The organism is Streptomyces sp. NPDC001513 (genome assembly GCF_042894695.1).
GTDB lineage: Bacteria > Actinomycetota > Actinomycetes > Streptomycetales > Streptomycetaceae > Streptomyces.
Genome location: NZ_JBIAVU010000017.1, coordinates 57,148 through 75,927, shown reverse-complemented (window position 1 = coordinate 75,927; position 18,780 = coordinate 57,148). Strand labels below are relative to the sequence as shown.

16 protein-coding genes and 3 pseudogenes are annotated in these 18,780 nt (G+C 70.9%); 12 read left to right on the top strand and 7 right to left on the bottom strand.

Annotated elements, in window-relative coordinates; translation table 11 throughout:
- Nucleotides 1–136 precede the first annotated feature (136 nt).
- From ACFYZ4_RS32680 to ACFYZ4_RS32655, 6 genes and pseudogenes are all read left to right on the top strand, one after another.
- Nucleotides 137–1,048: pseudogene (locus ACFYZ4_RS32680) on the top strand (alpha/beta hydrolase family protein); the annotation flags it as partial.
- Between the two features lie 238 nt (nt 1,049–1,286).
- Nucleotides 1,287–1,625, top strand: coding sequence for a hypothetical protein (locus tag ACFYZ4_RS32675; protein WP_390785586.1), 339 nt, complete (start codon nt 1,287–1,289; stop codon nt 1,623–1,625).
- 706 nt (nt 1,626–2,331) lie between these two features.
- Nucleotides 2,332–2,904, top strand: coding sequence for a snapalysin family zinc-dependent metalloprotease (locus ACFYZ4_RS32670; RefSeq protein WP_362860081.1), 573 nt, complete (start codon nt 2,332–2,334; stop codon nt 2,902–2,904).
- A gap of 127 nt (nt 2,905–3,031) precedes the next feature.
- Complete coding sequence (locus ACFYZ4_RS32665) at nt 3,032–3,235, top strand: hypothetical protein (RefSeq protein ID WP_390785585.1); 204 nt, start codon at nt 3,032–3,034, stop codon at nt 3,233–3,235.
- Between the two features lie 643 nt (nt 3,236–3,878).
- Nucleotides 3,879–3,953: pseudogene (locus ACFYZ4_RS32660) on the top strand (Lrp/AsnC family transcriptional regulator); the annotation flags it as partial.
- A gap of 125 nt (nt 3,954–4,078) precedes the next feature.
- Nucleotides 4,079–5,701 (top strand): MFS transporter, encoded by a 1,623-nt coding sequence (locus ACFYZ4_RS32655; RefSeq protein ID WP_390785584.1) that lies wholly within the window; start codon nt 4,079–4,081, stop codon nt 5,699–5,701.
- A 400-nt stretch (nt 5,702–6,101) separates the two neighbouring features.
- On the opposite strand, the gene ACFYZ4_RS32650 is transcribed toward ACFYZ4_RS32655, so the two are convergent.
- The 3 genes from ACFYZ4_RS32650 to ACFYZ4_RS32640 all read right to left on the bottom strand — a co-directional run bounded on the left by ACFYZ4_RS32650 (nt 6,102) and on the right by ACFYZ4_RS32640 (nt 8,286).
- Nucleotides 6,102–6,578, bottom strand: a complete 477-nt coding sequence (locus ACFYZ4_RS32650; RefSeq protein WP_384342771.1) for a hypothetical protein — start codon at nt 6,576–6,578, stop codon at nt 6,102–6,104.
- Nucleotides 6,579–7,558: 980 nt separating this feature from the next.
- Nucleotides 7,559–7,690: a hypothetical protein gene (locus ACFYZ4_RS32645; RefSeq protein WP_390785583.1), complete on the bottom strand. Its 132-nt coding sequence runs from the start codon at nt 7,688–7,690 to the stop codon at nt 7,559–7,561.
- A gap of 119 nt (nt 7,691–7,809) precedes the next feature.
- A complete protein-coding gene (locus ACFYZ4_RS32640) occupies nt 7,810–8,286 on the bottom strand; it encodes a cupin domain-containing protein (protein WP_351291246.1) in 477 nt (158 codons plus the stop codon).
- 1,242 nt (nt 8,287–9,528) lie between these two features.
- Between ACFYZ4_RS32640 and ACFYZ4_RS32635 the strand changes: the two genes are divergently transcribed.
- Together ACFYZ4_RS32635 and ACFYZ4_RS32630 are read left to right on the top strand one after the other, a co-directional pair.
- Nucleotides 9,529–9,978 carry a spore-associated protein gene (locus ACFYZ4_RS32635; RefSeq protein ID WP_351291242.1) on the top strand — a complete coding sequence of 150 codons (450 nt, stop codon included), beginning with the start codon at nt 9,529–9,531 and terminating at the stop codon, nt 9,976–9,978.
- 412 nt (nt 9,979–10,390) lie between these two features.
- A complete protein-coding gene (locus ACFYZ4_RS32630; RefSeq protein WP_390785582.1) occupies nt 10,391–10,567 on the top strand; it encodes an STAS domain-containing protein in 177 nt (58 codons plus the stop codon).
- Between the two features lie 123 nt (nt 10,568–10,690).
- Here the strand turns inward: ACFYZ4_RS32630 and ACFYZ4_RS32625 are convergent, their stop codons facing one another.
- Entirely contained in the window at nt 10,691–11,374 is a 684-nt protein-coding gene (locus tag ACFYZ4_RS32625) for a TetR/AcrR family transcriptional regulator C-terminal domain-containing protein (protein WP_351291238.1), read from the bottom strand.
- Nucleotides 11,375–11,517: 143 nt separating this feature from the next.
- On the opposite strand from ACFYZ4_RS32625, the gene ACFYZ4_RS32620 reads away from it, so the two are divergent.
- Nucleotides 11,518–12,198, top strand: a complete 681-nt coding sequence (locus ACFYZ4_RS32620) for a DUF4386 domain-containing protein (protein WP_390785581.1) — start codon at nt 11,518–11,520, stop codon at nt 12,196–12,198.
- A 46-nt stretch (nt 12,199–12,244) separates the two neighbouring features.
- Here the strand turns inward: ACFYZ4_RS32620 and ACFYZ4_RS32615 are convergent, their stop codons facing one another.
- Nucleotides 12,245–13,495 (bottom strand): serine hydrolase domain-containing protein, encoded by a 1,251-nt coding sequence (locus ACFYZ4_RS32615; protein WP_390785580.1) that lies wholly within the window; start codon nt 13,493–13,495, stop codon nt 12,245–12,247.
- Between the two features lie 410 nt (nt 13,496–13,905).
- On the opposite strand from ACFYZ4_RS32615, the gene ACFYZ4_RS32610 reads away from it, so the two are divergent.
- Nucleotides 13,906–14,376 (top strand): hypothetical protein, encoded by a 471-nt coding sequence (locus ACFYZ4_RS32610; RefSeq protein WP_390785579.1) that lies wholly within the window; start codon nt 13,906–13,908, stop codon nt 14,374–14,376.
- Nucleotides 14,377–14,615: 239 nt separating this feature from the next.
- Here the strand turns inward: ACFYZ4_RS32610 and ACFYZ4_RS32605 are convergent, their stop codons facing one another.
- Complete coding sequence (locus tag ACFYZ4_RS32605) at nt 14,616–14,852, bottom strand: DUF6233 domain-containing protein (RefSeq protein ID WP_390785646.1); 237 nt, start codon at nt 14,850–14,852, stop codon at nt 14,616–14,618.
- Between the two features lie 99 nt (nt 14,853–14,951).
- Complete coding sequence (locus ACFYZ4_RS32600) at nt 14,952–15,248, bottom strand: hypothetical protein (protein WP_390785578.1); 297 nt, start codon at nt 15,246–15,248, stop codon at nt 14,952–14,954.
- A gap of 80 nt (nt 15,249–15,328) precedes the next feature.
- Between ACFYZ4_RS32600 and ACFYZ4_RS32595 the strand changes: the two genes are divergently transcribed.
- Complete coding sequence (locus tag ACFYZ4_RS32595) at nt 15,329–16,927, top strand: APC family permease (RefSeq protein WP_390785577.1); 1,599 nt, start codon at nt 15,329–15,331, stop codon at nt 16,925–16,927.
- A gap of 91 nt (nt 16,928–17,018) precedes the next feature.
- A pseudogene (locus ACFYZ4_RS32590) lies at nt 17,019–18,570 on the top strand (Mu transposase C-terminal domain-containing protein).
- The last annotated feature ends 210 nt before the right edge of the window (nt 18,571–18,780 follow it).

Below are 18,780 nucleotides of genomic sequence, written 5' to 3'. Positions count from 1 at the left end.
CGGGCGGTTGATGGGCCGCGTTCGTTCGTCCTAGTAGGACACGTTCAGGCCCTTCTGGAACGCCTCGCCACCCGCGCGCGGCCCCGGCGCCGAAGCCGTCTTCGCACGGGGCCTGCGGGCCCGTGGGGCCTTCCTCATGCCGAGCTCACCGAGCCGGCGCTGCTGCTCCTCTCTCACCCGGTCCCAGTCCCGCCGTTGGGCGGCGAGCCACCGTCCGACGTCTCCACCCCAGCACCCCCGGGTCGGGGTCGGGGCCGGGCCGGTGGTGGATGACGGCGGCCCGGATACCGCGCCGTGGTGCTCGGGTGCGCGCTCCGGAGCAGGGTTGAGCAGGGCCGGGCGAGCAGGCTCGCCAGGACCAAGAAGCGTCAATCCCCACCTTCAGATGACATGGGAGATTCCGATGAAGCCGCTGCTGTTCCCGAACAATGCCCAGTTCTGGTACGAGACCCTGCGGTCGATGAGTCACATCGCTTACGGCGGTGCGGACTTCGGCGAGGTGGTCTCCACCGGTGAGCGGATCACCGAAGGCGACTACGACAGCTGGTACGTCGAGTGGATGGCCACCGCGGACCGCGTGTCGGGCGAGGCGCAGAAGGCGCTGGCGGCCGGTCACCGCGTCAGTGCCCGGGACGGGTTCCTGCGCGCGTCGAACTACTACCGCTCGGCGGAGTTCTTCCTGCACGGTCACCCCTGCGACCCGCGTCACGACGACGCCTACGACCGCTCCGTGGCCTGCTTCAAGGCGGCGGCGGCACTGTTCACCCCGGTCATCGAGCCGGTCGAGATCCCCTACGAGGACACCACGCTGCCCGGCTACTTCTACCGGGTCGACGACTCGGGGACACCGCGGCCGACACTGATCATGCACAACGGGTTCGACGGCACCGCGGAGGAGCTGCACTTCTTCGGGGCGATGGCCGCTGTCGAACGGGGTTACAACGTGCTGACCTTCGACGGCCCCGGCATGCCCGGACCGCGTCACCACCAGGGCCTGGTCTTCCGCCCGGACTGGGAGAACGTCATCACCCCGGTCGTGGACTTCGCCGAGACCCTCCCCGAGATCGACGACAGCCGCATCGCACTCCTCGGCGTCAGCATGGGAGGCATCCTCGCCCCCCCGGGCCGCCGCCTTCGAGCACCGTCTGGCCGCGCTGATCGCCGTCGACGGCCTCTACGACCTCGGCCAGATCGCCGTCCGCAACGTCCCCGGCACCCGCGAGGAGGCCGAGCGCCTCCTGCGCGCCGAGTCCGCCCCGGAACTCGACGCCGCCTTCGAGCAGGCCATGACCAACGACCCGATCGCACGCTGGGCGATCAACCACGGCATGTACGTCATGGGAGTGGACACCCCCCGCGCCTTCAACGCCTCCTACCTCGACCACACCCTCGCCGGGGGCATCGCCGAGCGGATCCAGTGCCCCACCCTCGTGTGCGACGCCGAAGAAGACATCTTCTTCAAGGGCCAGCCCGAGCAGCTCTACGACCACCTGACCTGCCCCAAGACGCTCATGGAGTTCACCACGGAGGAAGGCGCCGGCGCCCACTGCCACCCCGGCGCGATGCGCCTGTCCATCTCCCGCATCTACGACTGGCTCGACGACACCCTCGCCGCCGCAGCCTGACCGAACCGCGGACCCGCGCCGGGTGCTGCTCCCGATCTCGGCAGTCGCGTACGAGCGGAAGGCGTCACGCGGGCCGGCACGGAGGACCTCGGCGACGCAGCAGCCTCACACCGCCGCGCTCAGCCCGGACATCCGCGCGCCCAGCCCACTCCGAGGTCGGCGGGCGCGGCGAGCTGCGCCTGGTCGAGCCTGCCGCGGAGCTGTCTCTGGTTGGCGATCCAGATCCCGGTACGGTGCTCGCTGCCATCGGGCAGCCGCCCAACGACAGCCCGCCCCGGCAGGCCGCTCCTCCCGCGCGACGTACCGGGCGAGGGCCTCCAGGCCCTTCCGGAACGCCTCACCACCCACGCGCGGCCCGGACGCCGCAGCCGCCCTTCGCGGGGGCCTTGCGGGCCCAACCGGACCGTCATCGGCGGTGGCGGCATCGTGGCTGTCACGGGTTGACCGAGCTGCTGCCGGCCGGCGTCAATCGCCAAGGTGGCCAGCCCCTGGATGGTGCCGCCCGCTGACCGGGCATCGGCTGGAGTGCCTGCGGGAATTGGCTGGCAGGTGCATGACCGATCAGCGGGGTGCGGGGCTACCTTCTTAGAACTCCTGAGAGGCGGCTGTCCGAACTCGCGGGCCACAGGCGGGCGGTGGCGGCGTCTCCAGTGCCCCGGCTCCGCCGAGGGGCCGGGTCCCCCCCCACGCATGAAGGAAGACGACCATGTCTCTGGGCACCTGGCTGAAAGTCGGCACCTCCGCCGCCGCGCTGGTCCTCGCGGCGGCAACCGCCGCGACCGCGGCACCCGCGCCCGTACCGGACGCCACCGCAGCGGTAGTGACACTCCGATACGACGACAGCCGGGCCGGTGGCTGGGAAGCGGCCATCGCGGCCGGGGTCGCTTCCTGGAACGCGAACGTCAGCAACGTACGGCTGGTGGAGGCCGCGCCCGGGGCCCGGGCCGAGATCGTCATCGTGGCCACCACCGGCTGGCCGCAAGCCACCCTCGGTCCGGTCCGTCCGGGACGACAGGTCCGAGTTGAACTCGGCGCGCAAGCCGTGAGCCAGGGGTACGACAAGACACGCATCGCCGCGCACGAGCTGGGCCACAGCCTGGGCCTCCCGGACACCAAGCCGGGGCCGTGCTCCCAGCTGATGTCCGGGTCCAGCGCCGGGACGGCCTGCACCAACGCCGTGCCCAACGCGACGGAGCGCTCCCGCGTGCAGAACGCGTACGCGAACGGGCTCGCGGCCACCGTGCCGACCGACGGCCGGGTACTCATCGACGCCCCCTGACCGGCGGGGTCGGCGAGTGGGCCGGTGCGGCGCCCTGGCGGGGACGGGACTCCCGGAGGGCGGCCGTGCCGGTCCACTGCCGCGCCTTCATCGGGAAGCAGCCTCGGGCGCGGGTACTGCTCAGGCGGTGAACACGTGGGTCACCTGCACCCACGGCTCGGAAGGCTCGTGGCCGATCATGTTCTCCGCCAACCCGGACAAGCTGCAGATGAGCGAGTTCGACGATGCCCAGGGCATGCAGACTGCGCTGCAACCGCTCCGGCCGGGCGTCGAGGTGGAGAGCACCGTCGGCTGGGACTGGAGCAACGACCCGCTCGCGCCGGACACGTGATCCATCCACCGGCCGGGACTGCTCGCGAAGGTGCTGCCGGACCTGCGCACCACCGAGGGCCGACTGTTCTTCGCGGGCGCCGACTCGTCGATCACGCCCGTCGGCTCGGGCACAGAGGGAGGCAGCCATGCCTGGTGGAGTGGGATTGGTGGACGGTGGAAGTTCGGGGACGCGCACGCGGGTGCCGTGGGTGTCCTTGTCGGCGGCAGCGAACCGGGCCCGGTGTACTTCGACGTCGGGAGTGGTCCGGACGTGCCGGCCGTCGTACGCCGAGGTCCTCCGGGCGGTGTGCGCGTGCGGATGGCGCGGAGCCACGGAGTACCCCCTGGACTGGGACACGATCGGCGACCAGCCCCGGTACGAAGCGGACGTCGACCTCACCGGTCCGCTCGCGGATGGACCTCGCACCTGTCCGTCGTCCGCGAGGCGACCGTGCCGCTGGCCGCGCTCCTGGCCGAGATGGCCGAGAAGCCGGCCGCCACGCCGCGGACGCGCCGTTGGCCGCGCTGCGCGCCGCCGCTTCGTTCTCCGTGACCCCGCCGCCGCGGCCTCCTGCTTCGCCGAAGTCGGGCTGCGCGGCTCGTTCCGGGGCCTGCCCGACCGAGATCCGATGAGATCCGTGTGCCGCCCAGCGCGGAGCCAAGCCCGCCTGCCCGGGGTCCAGCGCCTGACCTCCACCATCGTCATGAAGAACGCGGTCCGGGACAGACCGCTGCCCGAGGAGCCTCGGCGGGGCGTGCGGACCGCGTCGGCGACGGTGGGCGTGTCATCCCAATGGGGCGATGTGCGGCACGGCGGATCAGGCAAGACTCTCGCCGAGCCCAACTTCGCCCCGGAGGTTCCATGTCGAAAAGCGTCGCGCCTCGCATCGACGTTCCGCGTGAGGCCCCGGCGCGGGCATCGCTCGTTCTGGCGTCCCTGATCATCGTTGCCGCGGTGGCCAACTTGAACCTGTCGGTGGCCAACGTGGCGCTGCCCGCGATCGGGAAGGCCTTCGACTCCTCCCAGACCACGCTGAACCTGATCGCCGTGGGGTACTCCCTCGGTCTGGCCGCATCGGTGCTCTATCTGGGTGCGGTCGGCGACCGTCACGGGCGCAAGCTGCTGCTGCTCCTCGGCATTGCCCTGTCCGTCCCCGCCTGCCTGCTCGCCGCGTACGCGCCGAACGACACCGTCCTCGTGGTGGCCCGGATCCTCGGCGGGCTCTCGGCCGGCATGGCCTACCCGACCACCCTGGCGCTGATCACCGCCCTGTGGGCGGGGCCGGAGCGCACGAAGTCGATCGCGCTGTGGTCGGCCCTGGGCGGCGGCATCTCCCTGCTTGGGCCGGTGATCGCGGGCGCGCTGCTCGAACGCTTCTACTGGGGGTCGGTGTTCCTGGTCACCCTGCCCCTCGCCGTGGTCGCGCTGGTCATGGCCCTGCTGTTCGTCCCCGCACACGCCAACGAGTCAGCCGAACCGGTGGACAACCTCGGCGGCATCCTGTCCGTCCTCCTGATCGCGGGACTGGTGCTGGCGATCAATTTCGCCGCCGTCCCCGGCCAGAGGGCACTGGTCGTCGGCCTCGTCGTGATCGCCCTGGCCGCCGGAGCGGCGTTCTTCTGGCGCCAGCGCCGGGCTCCCAACCCGTTGTACGACCTCCACATCGCCGGCCGGCGCACGTTCTGGGTCGCCGCATGCGCGGGAATCGTCGTGTACGGCTCCATGATGGGGTCGGCGTTCATCAGCCAGCAGTACCTGCAGAACGTGCTCGCGTACAACCCCGTCGAAGCCGGCGCCGCCATCCTCCCCCTCGTCGTGATGATCGTGCTCGTGGCACCACGGTCCGCCAAGCTGGTCGAGACACGCGGCGCCCGCACGACCCTGCTGATCGGTTACACGTTCCTCTTCCTCGCCTTCGCCTGGATGCTGCTGTTCTGGGGCGAGGACAGCAGCTACTGGCAGATCGGCTTCGCCTACGTGCTCATCGGAATCGGTGCAGGCTTCGCCGGGACGCCCGCATCCCACTCGCTGACCGGATCGGTGCCCGTGCGACGGGCCGGCATGGCCTCAGGCACCGCCGACCTGCAACGGGACCTCGGCGGGGCCGTCATGCAGTCCATCATGGGCGTGCTCCTCACCGCCGGCTACGCCTCGGCCTTCAGCGCGGCGATTGCCGCTTCCCCCGAGAGCAAGGACGTGTCGGACCAGGTCCAGAGCGAGCTGACGAAGTCGTTCGCCTCCGCCGGGCAGGTCGCCCAGCAGCACCCCCAGTACGCCGACCAGATCGTCGCGGCAGCACGTCAGTCGTTCCTCCACGGCGACGACTGGGCGTACACCGTCGGCCTGGCCGCGATCGCCCTGGGTGCGCTGCTGATCTTCTTCATGTTCCCGCACCGGGACGCCGAGCGGGAACTCCTGCGGCGCTACTACACCGAGGACTCCGTCTCCGCCGCCACCGAGAGGCCGAGCCGCCCGGCAGCCTGAGAGGCCAGCCGGCCAGCCGGCCAGCCGGCCAGCCACTCGCCGACCGTGTCGTGCGCGTCCTTGCCCCATGGCCATCGAAAGCAAGCCTCACCTGATCCCGACCGGTAAGTGCTGGTGTGGCTGCGGGAAGGATGTCGGCCTCGGCAGGTTCCTCGCCGCCGGCCACGACAAGATTGCCGAAGCGGCGCTCATGGCGCTCAACTATGACGGGCCTGTCGCCCAGTTTGGCGTCCACAACGTGCACGCGTGCAAGTCCCCGGACGACCAGCCCCCGAGGGGCAGGCCCCGGCCGGCCCCGGCTGGTCGGGGCTGGTCGGGGCTGGTCGGGGCTCCTCCATGCGGAGGGGAGGGATCGACTCACAGGGCCCGTTGCCACTGGTGCCCGAGCCCTGTTCCGGTGCTATGACAGGCGCCTTTTCGGCTGGGGTTGGGCGTCGAGGAGTGCCCACCAGGCGTGGCCGTCGTGGTCGGTGTGGGCGCCGCACGCGTCGACGGTCCGCAGTACCGCTACCTCCGCCGGAACACCTCCCGCATCGCCCTGACAGCCGGTCTGGTGGTTGAGGACCATGACGAGGATCTTGTTGTCCTGGTCGGCGAGGTGGACGCTGACGCGTTTCCCGCCGGCTGCCACGGCTGTGTGGACCAGGCCGTGGACCGTCTTGAGGAAGTCGTGCTCGTCCAGCAGCGGGTAGTCCCACTCGGCGACGGCGAGCGCAGCCTGTGCGGCGGCCTTCTTCGCCGCCCACTGGTCCGCACGGAACGCCAGTACCCTCGCCCGCCGGCTGGTGACGACCAGCCGGGGCGGCATCCCGGTGAGCGACTTCGGAGGAAAACTCGGCGGGACCTTCGGGCCCCTGGCGTCCACAACCTCGCTCATACCCCACCATGCTAAGCCGGTTGACCCTGCCGCGCACCGGTCCAGGCCGGCAGCCCCGGGCGCGAGGACCGCTCCAACCGCTCCCTGAACAACGAGTGGGTGGAGATCGCCAAACACCACCCACAACCCGATCAGCCTCCGGGGCTGGACCCTGCGCCATAACGACGGCAACCGCTACCGCTTCGACAACGTCCGGCAATGTCACCAGCATTCAAGGGGTCCACCGGTTGCCCGGTCGGTTCTGCACCCCACGGTGCCACCGAGGGTTGCTTGCGAGCAAACCCGGTTTGGACGGTTGTGGACGAATGGCGACAGCAGCGTTCCGAACGTCGGTCGTTCAGGGGTGCCTGCGGCGGAGCCGTTGGGCCGGTCCGCGTGTCCTCGCTGGTCCGGGGCTGGTCGTCGAGGGACCTGCACGCGTGCAAGTTGTGGACGCCAGTGAACGAATGAACCGGCAAATCCGGCATTCAGGACTCTTGGTGGGTGGTGGCCCGTAGGTCGGAACGCCGCCCCCTGCCAAAACCGGGGCTACCGGGTCCAGCGGCGGCAACCGCCCCCCGGTGAACGCTATTTGTCGGCGGAACACGGGCGGTCGGCCCGGCCCGGCGGCCGGGACGGGAGTGCCGCAGGCCGCGGTCATCTGCGTGGTGCTCGTCCTGGCCGTCGTGATGCGCCTGTACGGGCTGCCCATGGCGGAGGTGCTCCAGCTCCTGGCAGGCGCGGCTGACATACGACGAGCTCGCACAGAAGACCGGGCTGTCGGCCGCCACCCTCAAACGCGCCGCTCCAGGGCGGGCCCTGCCCGCCCTGGCGACGGCCACAGCCATCGCCGCGACCTGCGACACCGACCCGGCCGCAACGGAACAGCTGTGGCTCACCGCCCGGATCGCCGAGTGCGGTCGCCTGGCCGCGCTGCGCCGGCCCGGCTCACCGCTCCTCCTCACCACACGCGGAGCCCTGAGCGAGGCACTGGAGTACTTCTACGAGAAGACGGGCGCACCATCAATGCGCCGGCTTGAGCAGCGGGCGGGCGGCAGGCACCTGCTGCCCGTGAACACGGCCGCGCGGATCGTCAGCCGGGAGGCACTGCCGGCCAGCTGCCAGGTCCGCATGCACGTCCTCCTGGTCGCTCATCAGCTGCGCACGCTCGGACGGCTGCTGGGAGGGAAGATCGTGATTCTCTCGACTCTCCTGGGGGACAGGAATCATTGTCGCGAAAGGCCCTCGCCGGTCAGGCGTGCTCGTCCGATGGCTGCCGGGCAGGCTGGACCGACCAGCTCGGCGGCTCGTCGTTGCCTGAGTCCTCGTCGCGCTCCGCGTCGGCGGCCGTCGCATGGATCTTGCTCGATGCATGGTGGACCGGCGCGTATACGGCGTAGAGCTGCAGGGTCTCGTCACCGACGTTGGTGACGTTGTGCCATGTGCCGGCGGGTACAAAGATCGCCCAGCCATCCTCGACCTCCCGGTCGAAGTCGAGTCGATCCTTCGTTTGGCCCATCTGGACGCGACCCCGGCCTGCGTCGAGTCGTAGGAATTGGTCAGTCTCCGGGTGCGCCTCCAAGCCGATGTCCTCACCCACCGGGATCGACATGAGGGTCAACTGAAGGTACTTCCCAGACCAGGCGACCGCGCGATACTCCGTGTTCTCAAGCGTCGCCTTCTCAAGGTCGAAGCTTTGAGGGTCCGGCCCGATGTCCTTGATGGTCACACTTCTCTCCCGGTCAACGAAGGCGGTACGGGGTACACGGCCGTGGCCCGCTGCCACATTCCGCCGTGCGTCCGGTCGTCTGGTCGACCGGGTTCGCAGAGCGGACCAGCACGACTCATGCCGACGTAACGCCGAACCCCAGACTCAGGTCACTCATAGGGCTTGGTCGGATTCCGCAGCAGTCGACGCGCTCGGGGCGGGCCGCGCCGAGAGTCCGACCGCACGTCGCTGACTGCACGGACGAATCGACCGACCGAGATGGCTGTGCAGGTCGGCCTACCGGTATTGAGACCTTGCCAGGGCCACCCCAGCACCCCGGGTCGGGGCTGGGGCCGGTGGTGGATGACGGCGGCCCGGACCCTATCGGGTGTGTCGCGTTCTCGGGATGTGTCGCGGGGGCCGGTTCAGTATGGCGGCCCTGGTCGCGGACGCCCGCGCCGAGGCCGCCCAGCGGGGCGCACGGGTGCTGTGGGCGCATTGCTGGACCAGCGAGGACGGCCGCCGCGTGCGTGAATACGAAGAGTTGGGCTTCACCGCGACCCTCAGGTTCGATATGGCCGGGCCGGCTCCTCCAGACCCGGGTGTGAACGGTCTCAGCCCCGCCAACCAGATTGCCTCGGCATGGACGAGGTGGAGCGGGACCGGCTGTGGGGCATTGCGGCCGGCTGCGGCGGCCGGCGTGGAGTTCACACCCGCCCTGTAGGGCTGCGCGCAGGCCGAGGGCCGGCCCCCTTGCGGCCCGCGCTCACGTGTCACACGGGGAACCGGCATGGCGGGCGGGCTCGTCGTCGGCGTCGACCAGGGCGACGTCGACATCGGATGGCTCTCCCACGCCCCGCCTGACCACCGAGGCGCTCGCCATGGTCAACGCCCGATCGGGGTTCTGGCACAGATCTTGGGGAGCGGTCGTGGAGTGTTACCTCGATGTTCGATTGCGAGGAGACGGCTACGCGTGAGACCGCGTACGCCTTCTCGGTCCTTGGGGAGGATTGGACCGGTGAGTGGCGACTCCGCCAAGCGGTGAGGGGCGTAGTCGTCGACGGCTGGCGCAACGCGGCGAAGTCGGCCTGCGTGGCCTCGACGCCCGCCCGCCCGCCGTCCGTCGGAGGCCGTCCGTCGGCCGGCGGGCGGGGTGGTAGGGCGGCGCGGTCACATCTTTTGCGAACGATGTGCAACCGTTCCGCCGTCCTGTATGTCCCACCTTGCAGGAGCGACCAACTCCAATGACGACCAGGGGGAAACATGAAATTCACCCGTTCCGTCCTTGCCACCACCGCATTCGCCGCCCTGGCCCTGGGGGCCACGACCGCGCTGGCGGCGCCCGCCACCGCCGCGCCCAACACCACGCCGCAGAAGGTCTGCGGAAGCGCCTACAAGACCGTGAACTCGGCCGCCATCGGCTCGCTGGGCACCGTCTACCTGACGTACAACGCCGCGAACGGCAAGAACTGCGTCGCGACCATCCGCAACAACCCGGGTGCGGCCGTGGACATGGCTCTCTGGATCGAAGTCCCCGAAACCTGGGAGCGGGGCGAGGACTACGGCAGGTACACGTCGTACGCCGGCCCGGCCTACGTGTACGGCAAGGGCCACTGCGTCGACTGGGGCGGGGGCATCAGCAACGTGCACGTGCAGGTGTACAACTCCAACTGTGGCGCGCGCAAGGAGCACCGGGTCACCGAGGTCCGCTGACCCGAGCTCCTCCTGACCGCGACGTTCTGTGCCGTCGTGCGGTCGTCGGGGGCAGGACCTACGACCCGACGACCGCACGGGAACCGCCGTGGTCCGGCTCGCCCCGGCAGACTCGCCGAGTTCTGCCGGGGCGAGGGCGCGTCCGGCCTCCTCCCTCGGGTGCGCGGCCGTCCGGTCGGCGCGTCGCCGCAACCGGGGCACCTGGACCAGATGCGGTCCCGGTCCGGCCGACCCCATTCACCCGGACCGACCTGCAGCTGCTCGGTGGCGAAACGGACCACCGCCTCCGGGACCACGGACAGGTCCTCAGCGGTGGTGGACCAGCATGCGTGAAAGCTGACGGACCCGGCCTCGTGCCCCTTCCCTGCAATCGAACGGCATCGTCACGATCCGCGACCACTCCCCAAGATCTGTGCCGAACTGGTCGGCCTGGTTCGGCTGCCCGCACCACCTCGAAGTTGACTTCACGCACGTGACCTTCTGCGACTGCGCCGGGCTGACCGCCCTCCTGCGGGCCCGGGCCGCGGCACGACAGGCCGGGGCCGCGTTCGCGCTGGTCCATGTGGACGCGCCACGCCCCGGAAGCTGAGTGTTACCGGATCCGCGTGGGAACGGCGCCGAGCGCGCGCGGGCCCGCGCGCAACCACTGGCCCCGGCTCGGCTGGGTTTCCCTCCCCCTTCGCCGCTGGATCAGCTCCTGCCCCCACACCCGCTACGCCTTCCGCGCGGATGTCCAGCCCTGGCGGCGGAGGCTTTCGAAGCCGTCCAGGAGGAGGTCCAGGGCGAATTCGAACTCGAACTGGTCGTCGCAGCCGCCACCGACCGTGGAGCCCACGTCGTGTGCGGCCGTCGCGGCCAGTTCCGCGATGTGCGGGTAGCGCGCCGCCAGCCCGGGGTCCGGCGGGCCCGAGGGGCCCGAGGTGTCGAACAGTTCCTGGCTGAAGCCGAGCAGGCGGCTGCCCATCGCGTGCATGACGTGGTGCGTGAGGTCGGCGGAGAGGCCACCGTCCCGGAAGCTCCCGGCCATCGAGTCCAGATACGCCAGCACGGCCGGGGTGGGGCCGGTCCGCGACTCGATGACCCGGGCCGCCCAGGGGTGGCGCAGCAGGACCCGCCGGGCCGAGAGGATCCGCCCGCGCACCACGCGCTGCCAGTCGGGGCCCGCGGCCGGCGGGTCGATCTCGCCGACGACCGCGTCGGCCATGCCGTCGAGCAGCTCCTCCTTGTTGGCCACGTGCTTGTAGAGGGCCATCGGTACGACGTCCAGCTCCTGCGCGAGCCTGCGCATGCTGAGCGCGTCGATGCCGGTGGCGTCGGCGAGCGCGACGGCGGCGCGCAGGACGCGGTCCCTGTTCAGGGGGATCCGTTGCGCGTGGGTGGCTTCCTGCCGGGTCATTCCGGTTCGGCCCCTTCCCTTCTCGACAGCACCCTCTCCTTGACGAGTGTACGCCGTACACCTATGGTCGCTGCGAGGTGTACGGCGTACACCACCATCGAGCGAGGGGTGCCGAGAAGATGAGTCCGGACCGGAGAACCGCAGTGGCCACCGGGTCGCTGTTCCTGCTGACAGAGGCCGCCGCGATAGCGGGGGCGGTTCTGTACCGCCCCCTGCTGGGAGCGGCGGACGGCCGGCTCGCGCAGGGCGCCGACACACAGGCGCTGCTCGGGGCGCTCTGCGAGGTGGTGCTGGTGGTGGCGGTGGCCGGTACCGGGGCGGCGCTGTTCCCCGTCCTGCGGCGCCACGGTGAGGGGCTCGCGCTCGGGTACGCCTTCGGGCGACTGCTGGAGGCGGCTGTCATCGCCCTCGGGATCGTCGCCGTCCTGGCGCTCGTCACCCTGCGGCGGGACGCGGGGGCGGCGGACGGCGCCGAGGTCGCGCTGGCGGCCGTGCACGACTGGACGTTCCTGCTTGGGCCCAACATCGCCCTCGGCCTGAACACCGTCGTGCTGGCGTACCTGGCGTACCGCGCACGGCTCGTGCCACGCTTCATCGCCGTGCTCGGGCTGGTCGGCGGGCCGCTGATCTGCGCCTCGGCCGTCGCCGTGATGTTCGGGGCCTACGCGCAGCTCTCCACGGCGGGAGCGGCCGCCGCGCTCCCGGTGTTCGCCTGGGAGCTGGCGCTGGCCGGGTGGCTGATCGTCAGGGGGTTCGGGCCCGGCTCAGACGCCGTGTCCCGGGCAGACGGAGACGTGGCTGATCCGGCAGGTGTCCGTCGGTGAGGCCGACCCGAGACGGACGGCGGTGCCGTCCGCTACGAAGCGCGCACTAACTCCGCCGTGCGTCCGGCACTCCCGCCGCTCCGGTGAACGTGGGCGCGAGCGCCTGTTCGGGTGTGAGGCCGAAGCCGAGACCGGTGCCGTAGACCGCCATGCCAAGGGCCTGGAACGCCGGGGGAGGAGTGATGGCGTTGGGGTTCTTGGTGGACACCACCTGGATCGCAGTCTGGAGCGTGGGCGAGTACATGGCGGTGGATTCGTAGCCGGCGAAACTGCCTTCTCCGCCGATGAACCCGCCGGACTCGACGAATCCCAGTCCGTACCGCCACGTGCCGGGCCCGTTGTAGTTCCCCTTGAAGACGAACGGGACCGGGTTCTTGGTCGCCTCAGCCCAGACCTCCGGCTTGAGCAGCGAACCGGTCGCCAGGGCGCGGGACCAGAACCGCATGTCCGAGAGCGTGGAAACCATGCCTCCGTGCGCCCAGAGGCACGACGCCGGAATGGCGGTGGCGTCATCGGACGCGGTGGGTGCCTGGGTGGGGCTCAGACCGCCCCGCCCGTACCCGTGGGTGAAGGGCTCGGTGAGGCCGTTCCCCGAGGTCGGCAGCAGGGTGCGTCGGAGTCCGAGAGGTCGGGCGATGCGCTGCTGGACGGCCGTGCTCAGATCCTGGCCGCCGGCCAGCTCCACGACACGGCCGAGCAGGTTGTAACCGTAGTTGCTGTACGACCATGTGGCGCCGGGCGGTGCGACGGGGGGAAACTTCGCCTCTGCCGACAGGAGCTCCGCGACGGTACAGCCGGTGAGTACCCTCCCCTGGACGGCGGGCGACGTGAAACCGTCAGCGAGGCCGCTGGTGTGGTTGAGGAGCTGCCGGATGGTGATCCGGTCCCCGTTGGGGACGCCCGCCACCCACTTGGAGATGTGGTCGTCAAGAGCGACCTTTCCCTCTCCCACCAGCTGAAGGACGAGGTTGGCCGTGAACGTCTTGGTCTGGCTCGCGATCTTGAACTGCATGTCCGCCCGGAGGGGCGCCCCCGTCGCGAGGTCGGCGACGCCGGTGGCACTGACGAAGGTCCCCTTCGGGCTCCAGATGCCGACCAGGACCCCCGGAGTGCGGTTCGTGTCCTGGAACCGGCGGACGATCTGCTTGACCTTGGCCCTGGTCGGCGCGTCGAGAGATCCACTGTCGCCGCCGCCGCCCGCCACCGCGATGCCGGCGTGTGGCGACTGACAGGCCGACACCGCCAGGACTCCGAGCAGGATCAGGGCACCGAGCGAGCGTCCTTTGTGCCGGCCCATGGGTCCACGGCTCCCGTGTGTTGATCTCTCCGGTCCCCGGCGAGCGAGAAGTCCGGCCTTCTCACCAGCGTCACGGGTGGGGCGGACGGGTGCATCCAGGTCACGCCCATCGGAGTGGCGAAGTGCCCCCGGCTCGCCTTCAGCGCCGGCCACCGCAACCGCATGGGCGAGCTCCTCGGCATGACCGAGCCCACCGTCTGCCTCGCCCGCCGCCTGGCCAACCGATGGCACCTCGACCTCCCCGCCACCCGACGCGACTCCCTTACCCGTCCCCTCGTAGCCCTCGGCCCTCCCTCCACGTCATCCCCCGCCGCCGTTCAGCCACCTCCTCAGGCGCAAGCCGAACACCTTCAGCGGCTCGTACTCGCCGATCGAAACGGTCACTGACCGGGTGTGCACAAGGCATCCTCGTGAAGAACATGGGCCGGCGGTATCGGCCGGGAGCCCGCGACCGCGCCCGGACCAGGATCAGACGCAGGAACACCACCGAAGCGATCACCGGCGCGATCACCGGGACCCTCGCCCGCCCGCAGCTCCTCGTGCTCGGCCGCCACGATTCGACTGGACGCCTCCGCCCCATCGGCCGCACCGTCCCACTGCGCCCCGACGCGGCCCACACGCTCGCCGAGCACCTCGCCCCAGCCGGCTCTGGCCATCCATGGACCGGTGCGAAATTCTCCTCGGCCCGGGGCACCCGCGACGTCCTCGACACCACCCTGGTCCGGCCCGAACTCGTCGCCGAGATCAGCGCCGACACCTCCGTCGACCGCGGCGGCGTCTACCGGCACCCGATCCGGTACGTGCGCCTGCGCCTGAACGCGACCGTCGACGATGTACCCCGGTTCGGCGGGGCCCGGCTGCAGTTGCGGGGTGACCGATGACGGCGCTCGGATGGTGAGGCTGCCGGGGGAGTGGAGACGATCTTGCACACGGGCGGTGGAGCAGGGCCGTCTCGCGCGGGCCGCCCCGGAGGATGGGCCGGGGGTCCACGCCGTCCCGCTCAACGCCTGCGTCCGGCTCCGGGACACGGATCGGGGCGCGGCCCCCGTCGTCGCTGCCTTCTGGTGGCCAGGGCCGCACCCCTTGCCTGCGAACGTACCCGCCGCCTGGAGGCCGGCGGTCAGCCGGTCATGCCGAGTGCGTTCTCGGGGCTGCAGCAGGGGCAGGGCTCTACGCCCTCGGCGAGCATCCGGCGGGCCTCCTCACGGCTGAGGGGCTTGCCGCCACTCATCGCGCAATCCCCGACGTGGACGTGCAGCGCCTTCGGTCCGGCCCCGGTCCGGATGGATTCGAGCTTCCAGCCCGGCGGCGGAGGCGGGGGCCGGCGGGCCGCCTCGGCGGCCGGCTCTACCTCCAGCTCGCTGATCGCCCGCTCTGCCGGCTTCTGTTGCCGGCCCGGCCCGGCCCGGCCACGCCCGCACGGCCCGTCAGTTCTCCAGGCGGGCCTCGAGGCCGCTCATGAGGACCGCGTCCCGGGCTCGGTGACGACGAACTCCTCGTTACTCCAGCGCACGCTCAGCTCCCGCACCCCGTCCGGCCCGCTCTCGGCCGCGCGGAACAGCTCGATGCGCCCCGCCGTGCTCCATCGGCGCTCCGCCCAGTACGGGTGGGAGCTGATCAGGCACGACAACCGGATCAGCTCCCGTCGCAGCTCGGCCGCTCCCACGGTGGGGCGAAGGGCGAGCTGGTTGTAGGCGCGGATCTGCTGGCGCTTGAGGCTGATCAGGTCGGCAGGGAAGCGGAAGGACGTCACCCATTTCGCGCCCACTCCACGCCGAGCTCGGCGAGACGGCGCTGCTGTCGTCGGAGAGGCGCCCATTCGGGCGGTCGCTCGTGTGCGTCGGCTACCACGCCCGGAATGCGGTGCCCGGGAGGAGCACACTGGGTCGGGCCCTGCCGCTGCTTTTGGAAGCCGAGCGGCCGAGGAGAGGCGAGGTGGCCGACGTGGCGAAGGCTCCCGCGGACCCGCGGAACGGCGAGGGCGGCGCCGACGGCAGCGATGCCGTCGAACTCGGGGGCTATCACCAGGAGCTGAAGCGGACACTGGGCTCCTTCCAGGTGTTCGCGATCTCGTTCGCCTTCATCTCGGTGGCGGTCGGCATCTTCGGGACGTACGACGACGTGCTGAGGACCGCCGGGCCGGTCGGGATCTGGCTGTGGCTGGTAGCGGGCGCGGGACAGATCCTGGTGGCTCTGGTGGTTGCGCAGTTCGCGGCCCGCATCCCGCTCAGCGGCTCCTCGTACCAGTGGGCCTCGCGGCTGGCGAACCCGAAGGTCGGCTGGGGGTTCGGCTGGCTCTCCTTCTGCTTCCTGGCGGTTGCCGTGGTGGCCGTCGACAATGCGCTGGCGAGCCAGGCGCTCATGCCGCTCGTCGGCATGGAGCCCGACGAGGACGCCGCACGGGTGATCACAGTGGTGGTGCTGCTCGTGCAGACCGTGCTCGCCATCGCCTCCACCCGCATCGTCAGCGTCATCAACACGGCGGCCGTGGCGATCGAAGTGGCCCTGGTCGTGGTGGTGTCGATTGCGCTGACCGTCGCCGTTCTGGTCACCGGCGACGGCGCGGCCGGCAATCTCACCTCGCGCGGGATCGCCGCGCATGCTCCCGACTACTTCGCCGTCGGCGGCGGTCTGATGCTCGCGATGATCATGGGCCTGGCCACGCTGGTCGGCTTCGACTCCGCGGCGAACCTGGCCGAGGAGGCCAAGGACGCGCACCGCACCGTTCCGCGCGCGATCGTGGGATCGGTCGTGGCGGCCGCGGTCCTGGGCATGTTGTTTCTGATCGCGCTCACCGTCGCGATCAAGGACATCCCGCGGATCTCCGCCAGCGGCTCACCGGTCGCGGCGATCATGCGGGATCAGCTCGGTCCGGTCATGGAGCGGGTGCTGCTGGTCGCCATCACGTTCGCGTTCTTCGGTGCCGGGGTCGTGACTCTGACGGCGTGCGCGCGCCTTGTCTTCGCGATGGCGCGCGATGGGCGCTTCCCTGCCCATCGGCTGATGCGGCGGGTCAGCCCGCGGACGCAGACCCCGGTCCCGGCGACCGTCCTGATCTTCGCCCTCGGTGTCGTCCTCATGGTCGCGCTGCCGGGCGCCGCGCTACTAGAGCTGATCACGGCATCGACGATCCTCCCGGCGCTCATCTACGGCGCGACGATCGTCTTGTACCTGGCGGTGCGCGGGCGGCTGGGCCGTAAGAAGGGCGCGTTCGACCTGGGACGTTTCGAGCTGCCGGTCGCGATTTCCGCCCTGGTGTGGACGCTTGTCGCGCTGTTCGTGCTGGTCTCACCGAGGGAGGCCTTCGTCTCCGTAGTGGTCGTGGCCGGTCTCCTCCTGATGGGCGGGCTCTTCTTCCTCGTCATGCTGACGGTCGACCGCGAGGCGCTGGAGACCGAGCCCGGAGACATGAGCGAGGCCTTCGGCCCCTGAGGAGGGTTCGTCCCCCACGGCGGACGAACAGGAGGCACGCGATGCGGCGACGGGTGGCAGGCCAGCTTTGCCGGCTGTGTCGGTTCGGGCGTTGCGGGGGCCGGAGGCGCGCCGGCTGCTGGCCTTGCGTCGGGAGCAGAGGCTGACGACTCGGCATGTTCGGCCGGCGGCGGATGCGTTGGGTGTCCGGGAGCGGGCGGTGTGGCGGTGGCTGGCGGCCGCCGAGGAGGACGAGGCTGCGGCTGCGGTGCCGGGGGAGCGGGCCCCGTATCCGGGGCGGTTCACGGTCACTGCGGAGGTGAGGGTTCTGCTCGGGCTGTGGAAGGGGAACGTCGCTGCTGTCCATCGTGAGTTGACCGCCCGTGCGGCCCGGGGCGAGGGCGATCCGCCTCCGTCGGTTCCGACGCTGCACCGCGCGATCCGGCGTGATCCGACGCCGGGGGAGCGGGCCGGGCTTGCCGGTGGTGAGCGCGAGGCCCGCAAGCATGATGTGTTCTTGTCGCGCCCGCGGGGCTGGCGGAACCAGGTCTGGGAGGCCGATCACGTCCAGGCCCCGGTCCTGGTCGACGTCGAGGGCACCGTCCGCCGGCCGTGGGTCACCTGGTTCGTGGACTGCGCGACGAACACGATCATGGGTGTGGCTGTCACGCCCGGGCATCCATCGCGGGGGAATCGGTCCTGGCCGCGCTGCGCGCCGCGGTGGTGCGCCAGGAGCCGTTCGGGTCGCAGGGCGGGCTCCCGGAGAAGGTACGCGTGGACCGGGGCAAGGACTTTCTGTCGAGGACGGTGACCGCCGCGTTCGAGGCCCTGGCCGTGGAGGTGGAGGACCTGCCCCCGTACACCCCGCACCTCAAGGGCACCGTGGAGGGCTTGAACCGGGGGCGCTCCTGGACTTCGAGGACTTCACCACCCGCCTGCTGGACTGGGTGGCCTGGTGGAACACCTCCCACCGCCCCGGGCCTTTGAAGGGCCGGTCCCCGCTCCAGGTGTGGGAGGCGGACCCGACGCCGCTGCGCGAGATCGGCGCGGACGCATTGTGGACGTTCACCCTGGAGGACGACGGCCGTGTCCGGGTGCTCTCCACCAAGGGCATCCGCTTCAGGAATCGCGACTACGTGGCGGCGTGGATGACGGGCCTGGCCGGTGAGCGGGTGCGCGTACGGTTCATGCCGCACCACGATCACCGCATCGAGGTGTTCGACGCATCCACCGGCCGCTACCTGGGCCCCGCCGAGCCGGCCAATGCTGCGACGCCGGAGCAGATCAGCGCCGTGCGTACCGCGCGGGCGGCCCGCACCCGCCGGCTGCGCCAGGACTTGAGAGCTGCGCAGCAGGACCGCTACGCCGCCCAAGCCCGGCCGGCCCGCCCCGAGAGGTTGAACACTCTCACCGCACAGGAAGCGGGCCGGGAACTTGCCGAGGAGAAGACGGCGGATCTGTCGCGGCTGGCGTTGCCGGACCTGATCCCGCCGGCCGCGCCGCCCACCGGCTGGCGCACACCACCTTCCCTCGCCGCCCGCACCCGCCCCACCCCTGCGAGCGGGCCGACCACTGACGAGCAGCCCCGCTCAGGCACTGCCGACGCTCACAGCCCGGGCACTGCCGCCGATGCCGACACCACCGGCGAAGGAGAACCACGATGACCGCCCCGACCTGGTGATCCGTGAGGCGGCGGGGCTCACCCCGGGCCGTCATGTGGCGCTGGCGGAGGTCGAGTTCTTCAGGAGGAACCGAGACTGCCCTCACGGCCGGTCGAGTCTGCCCTCGCGTACCTGGCGTCCGCGGGGTCGCCCGGCGTATCCAGGACAAGGACGTACGCGAGACGAACGCAGGACACAGGCATCACGTACGGC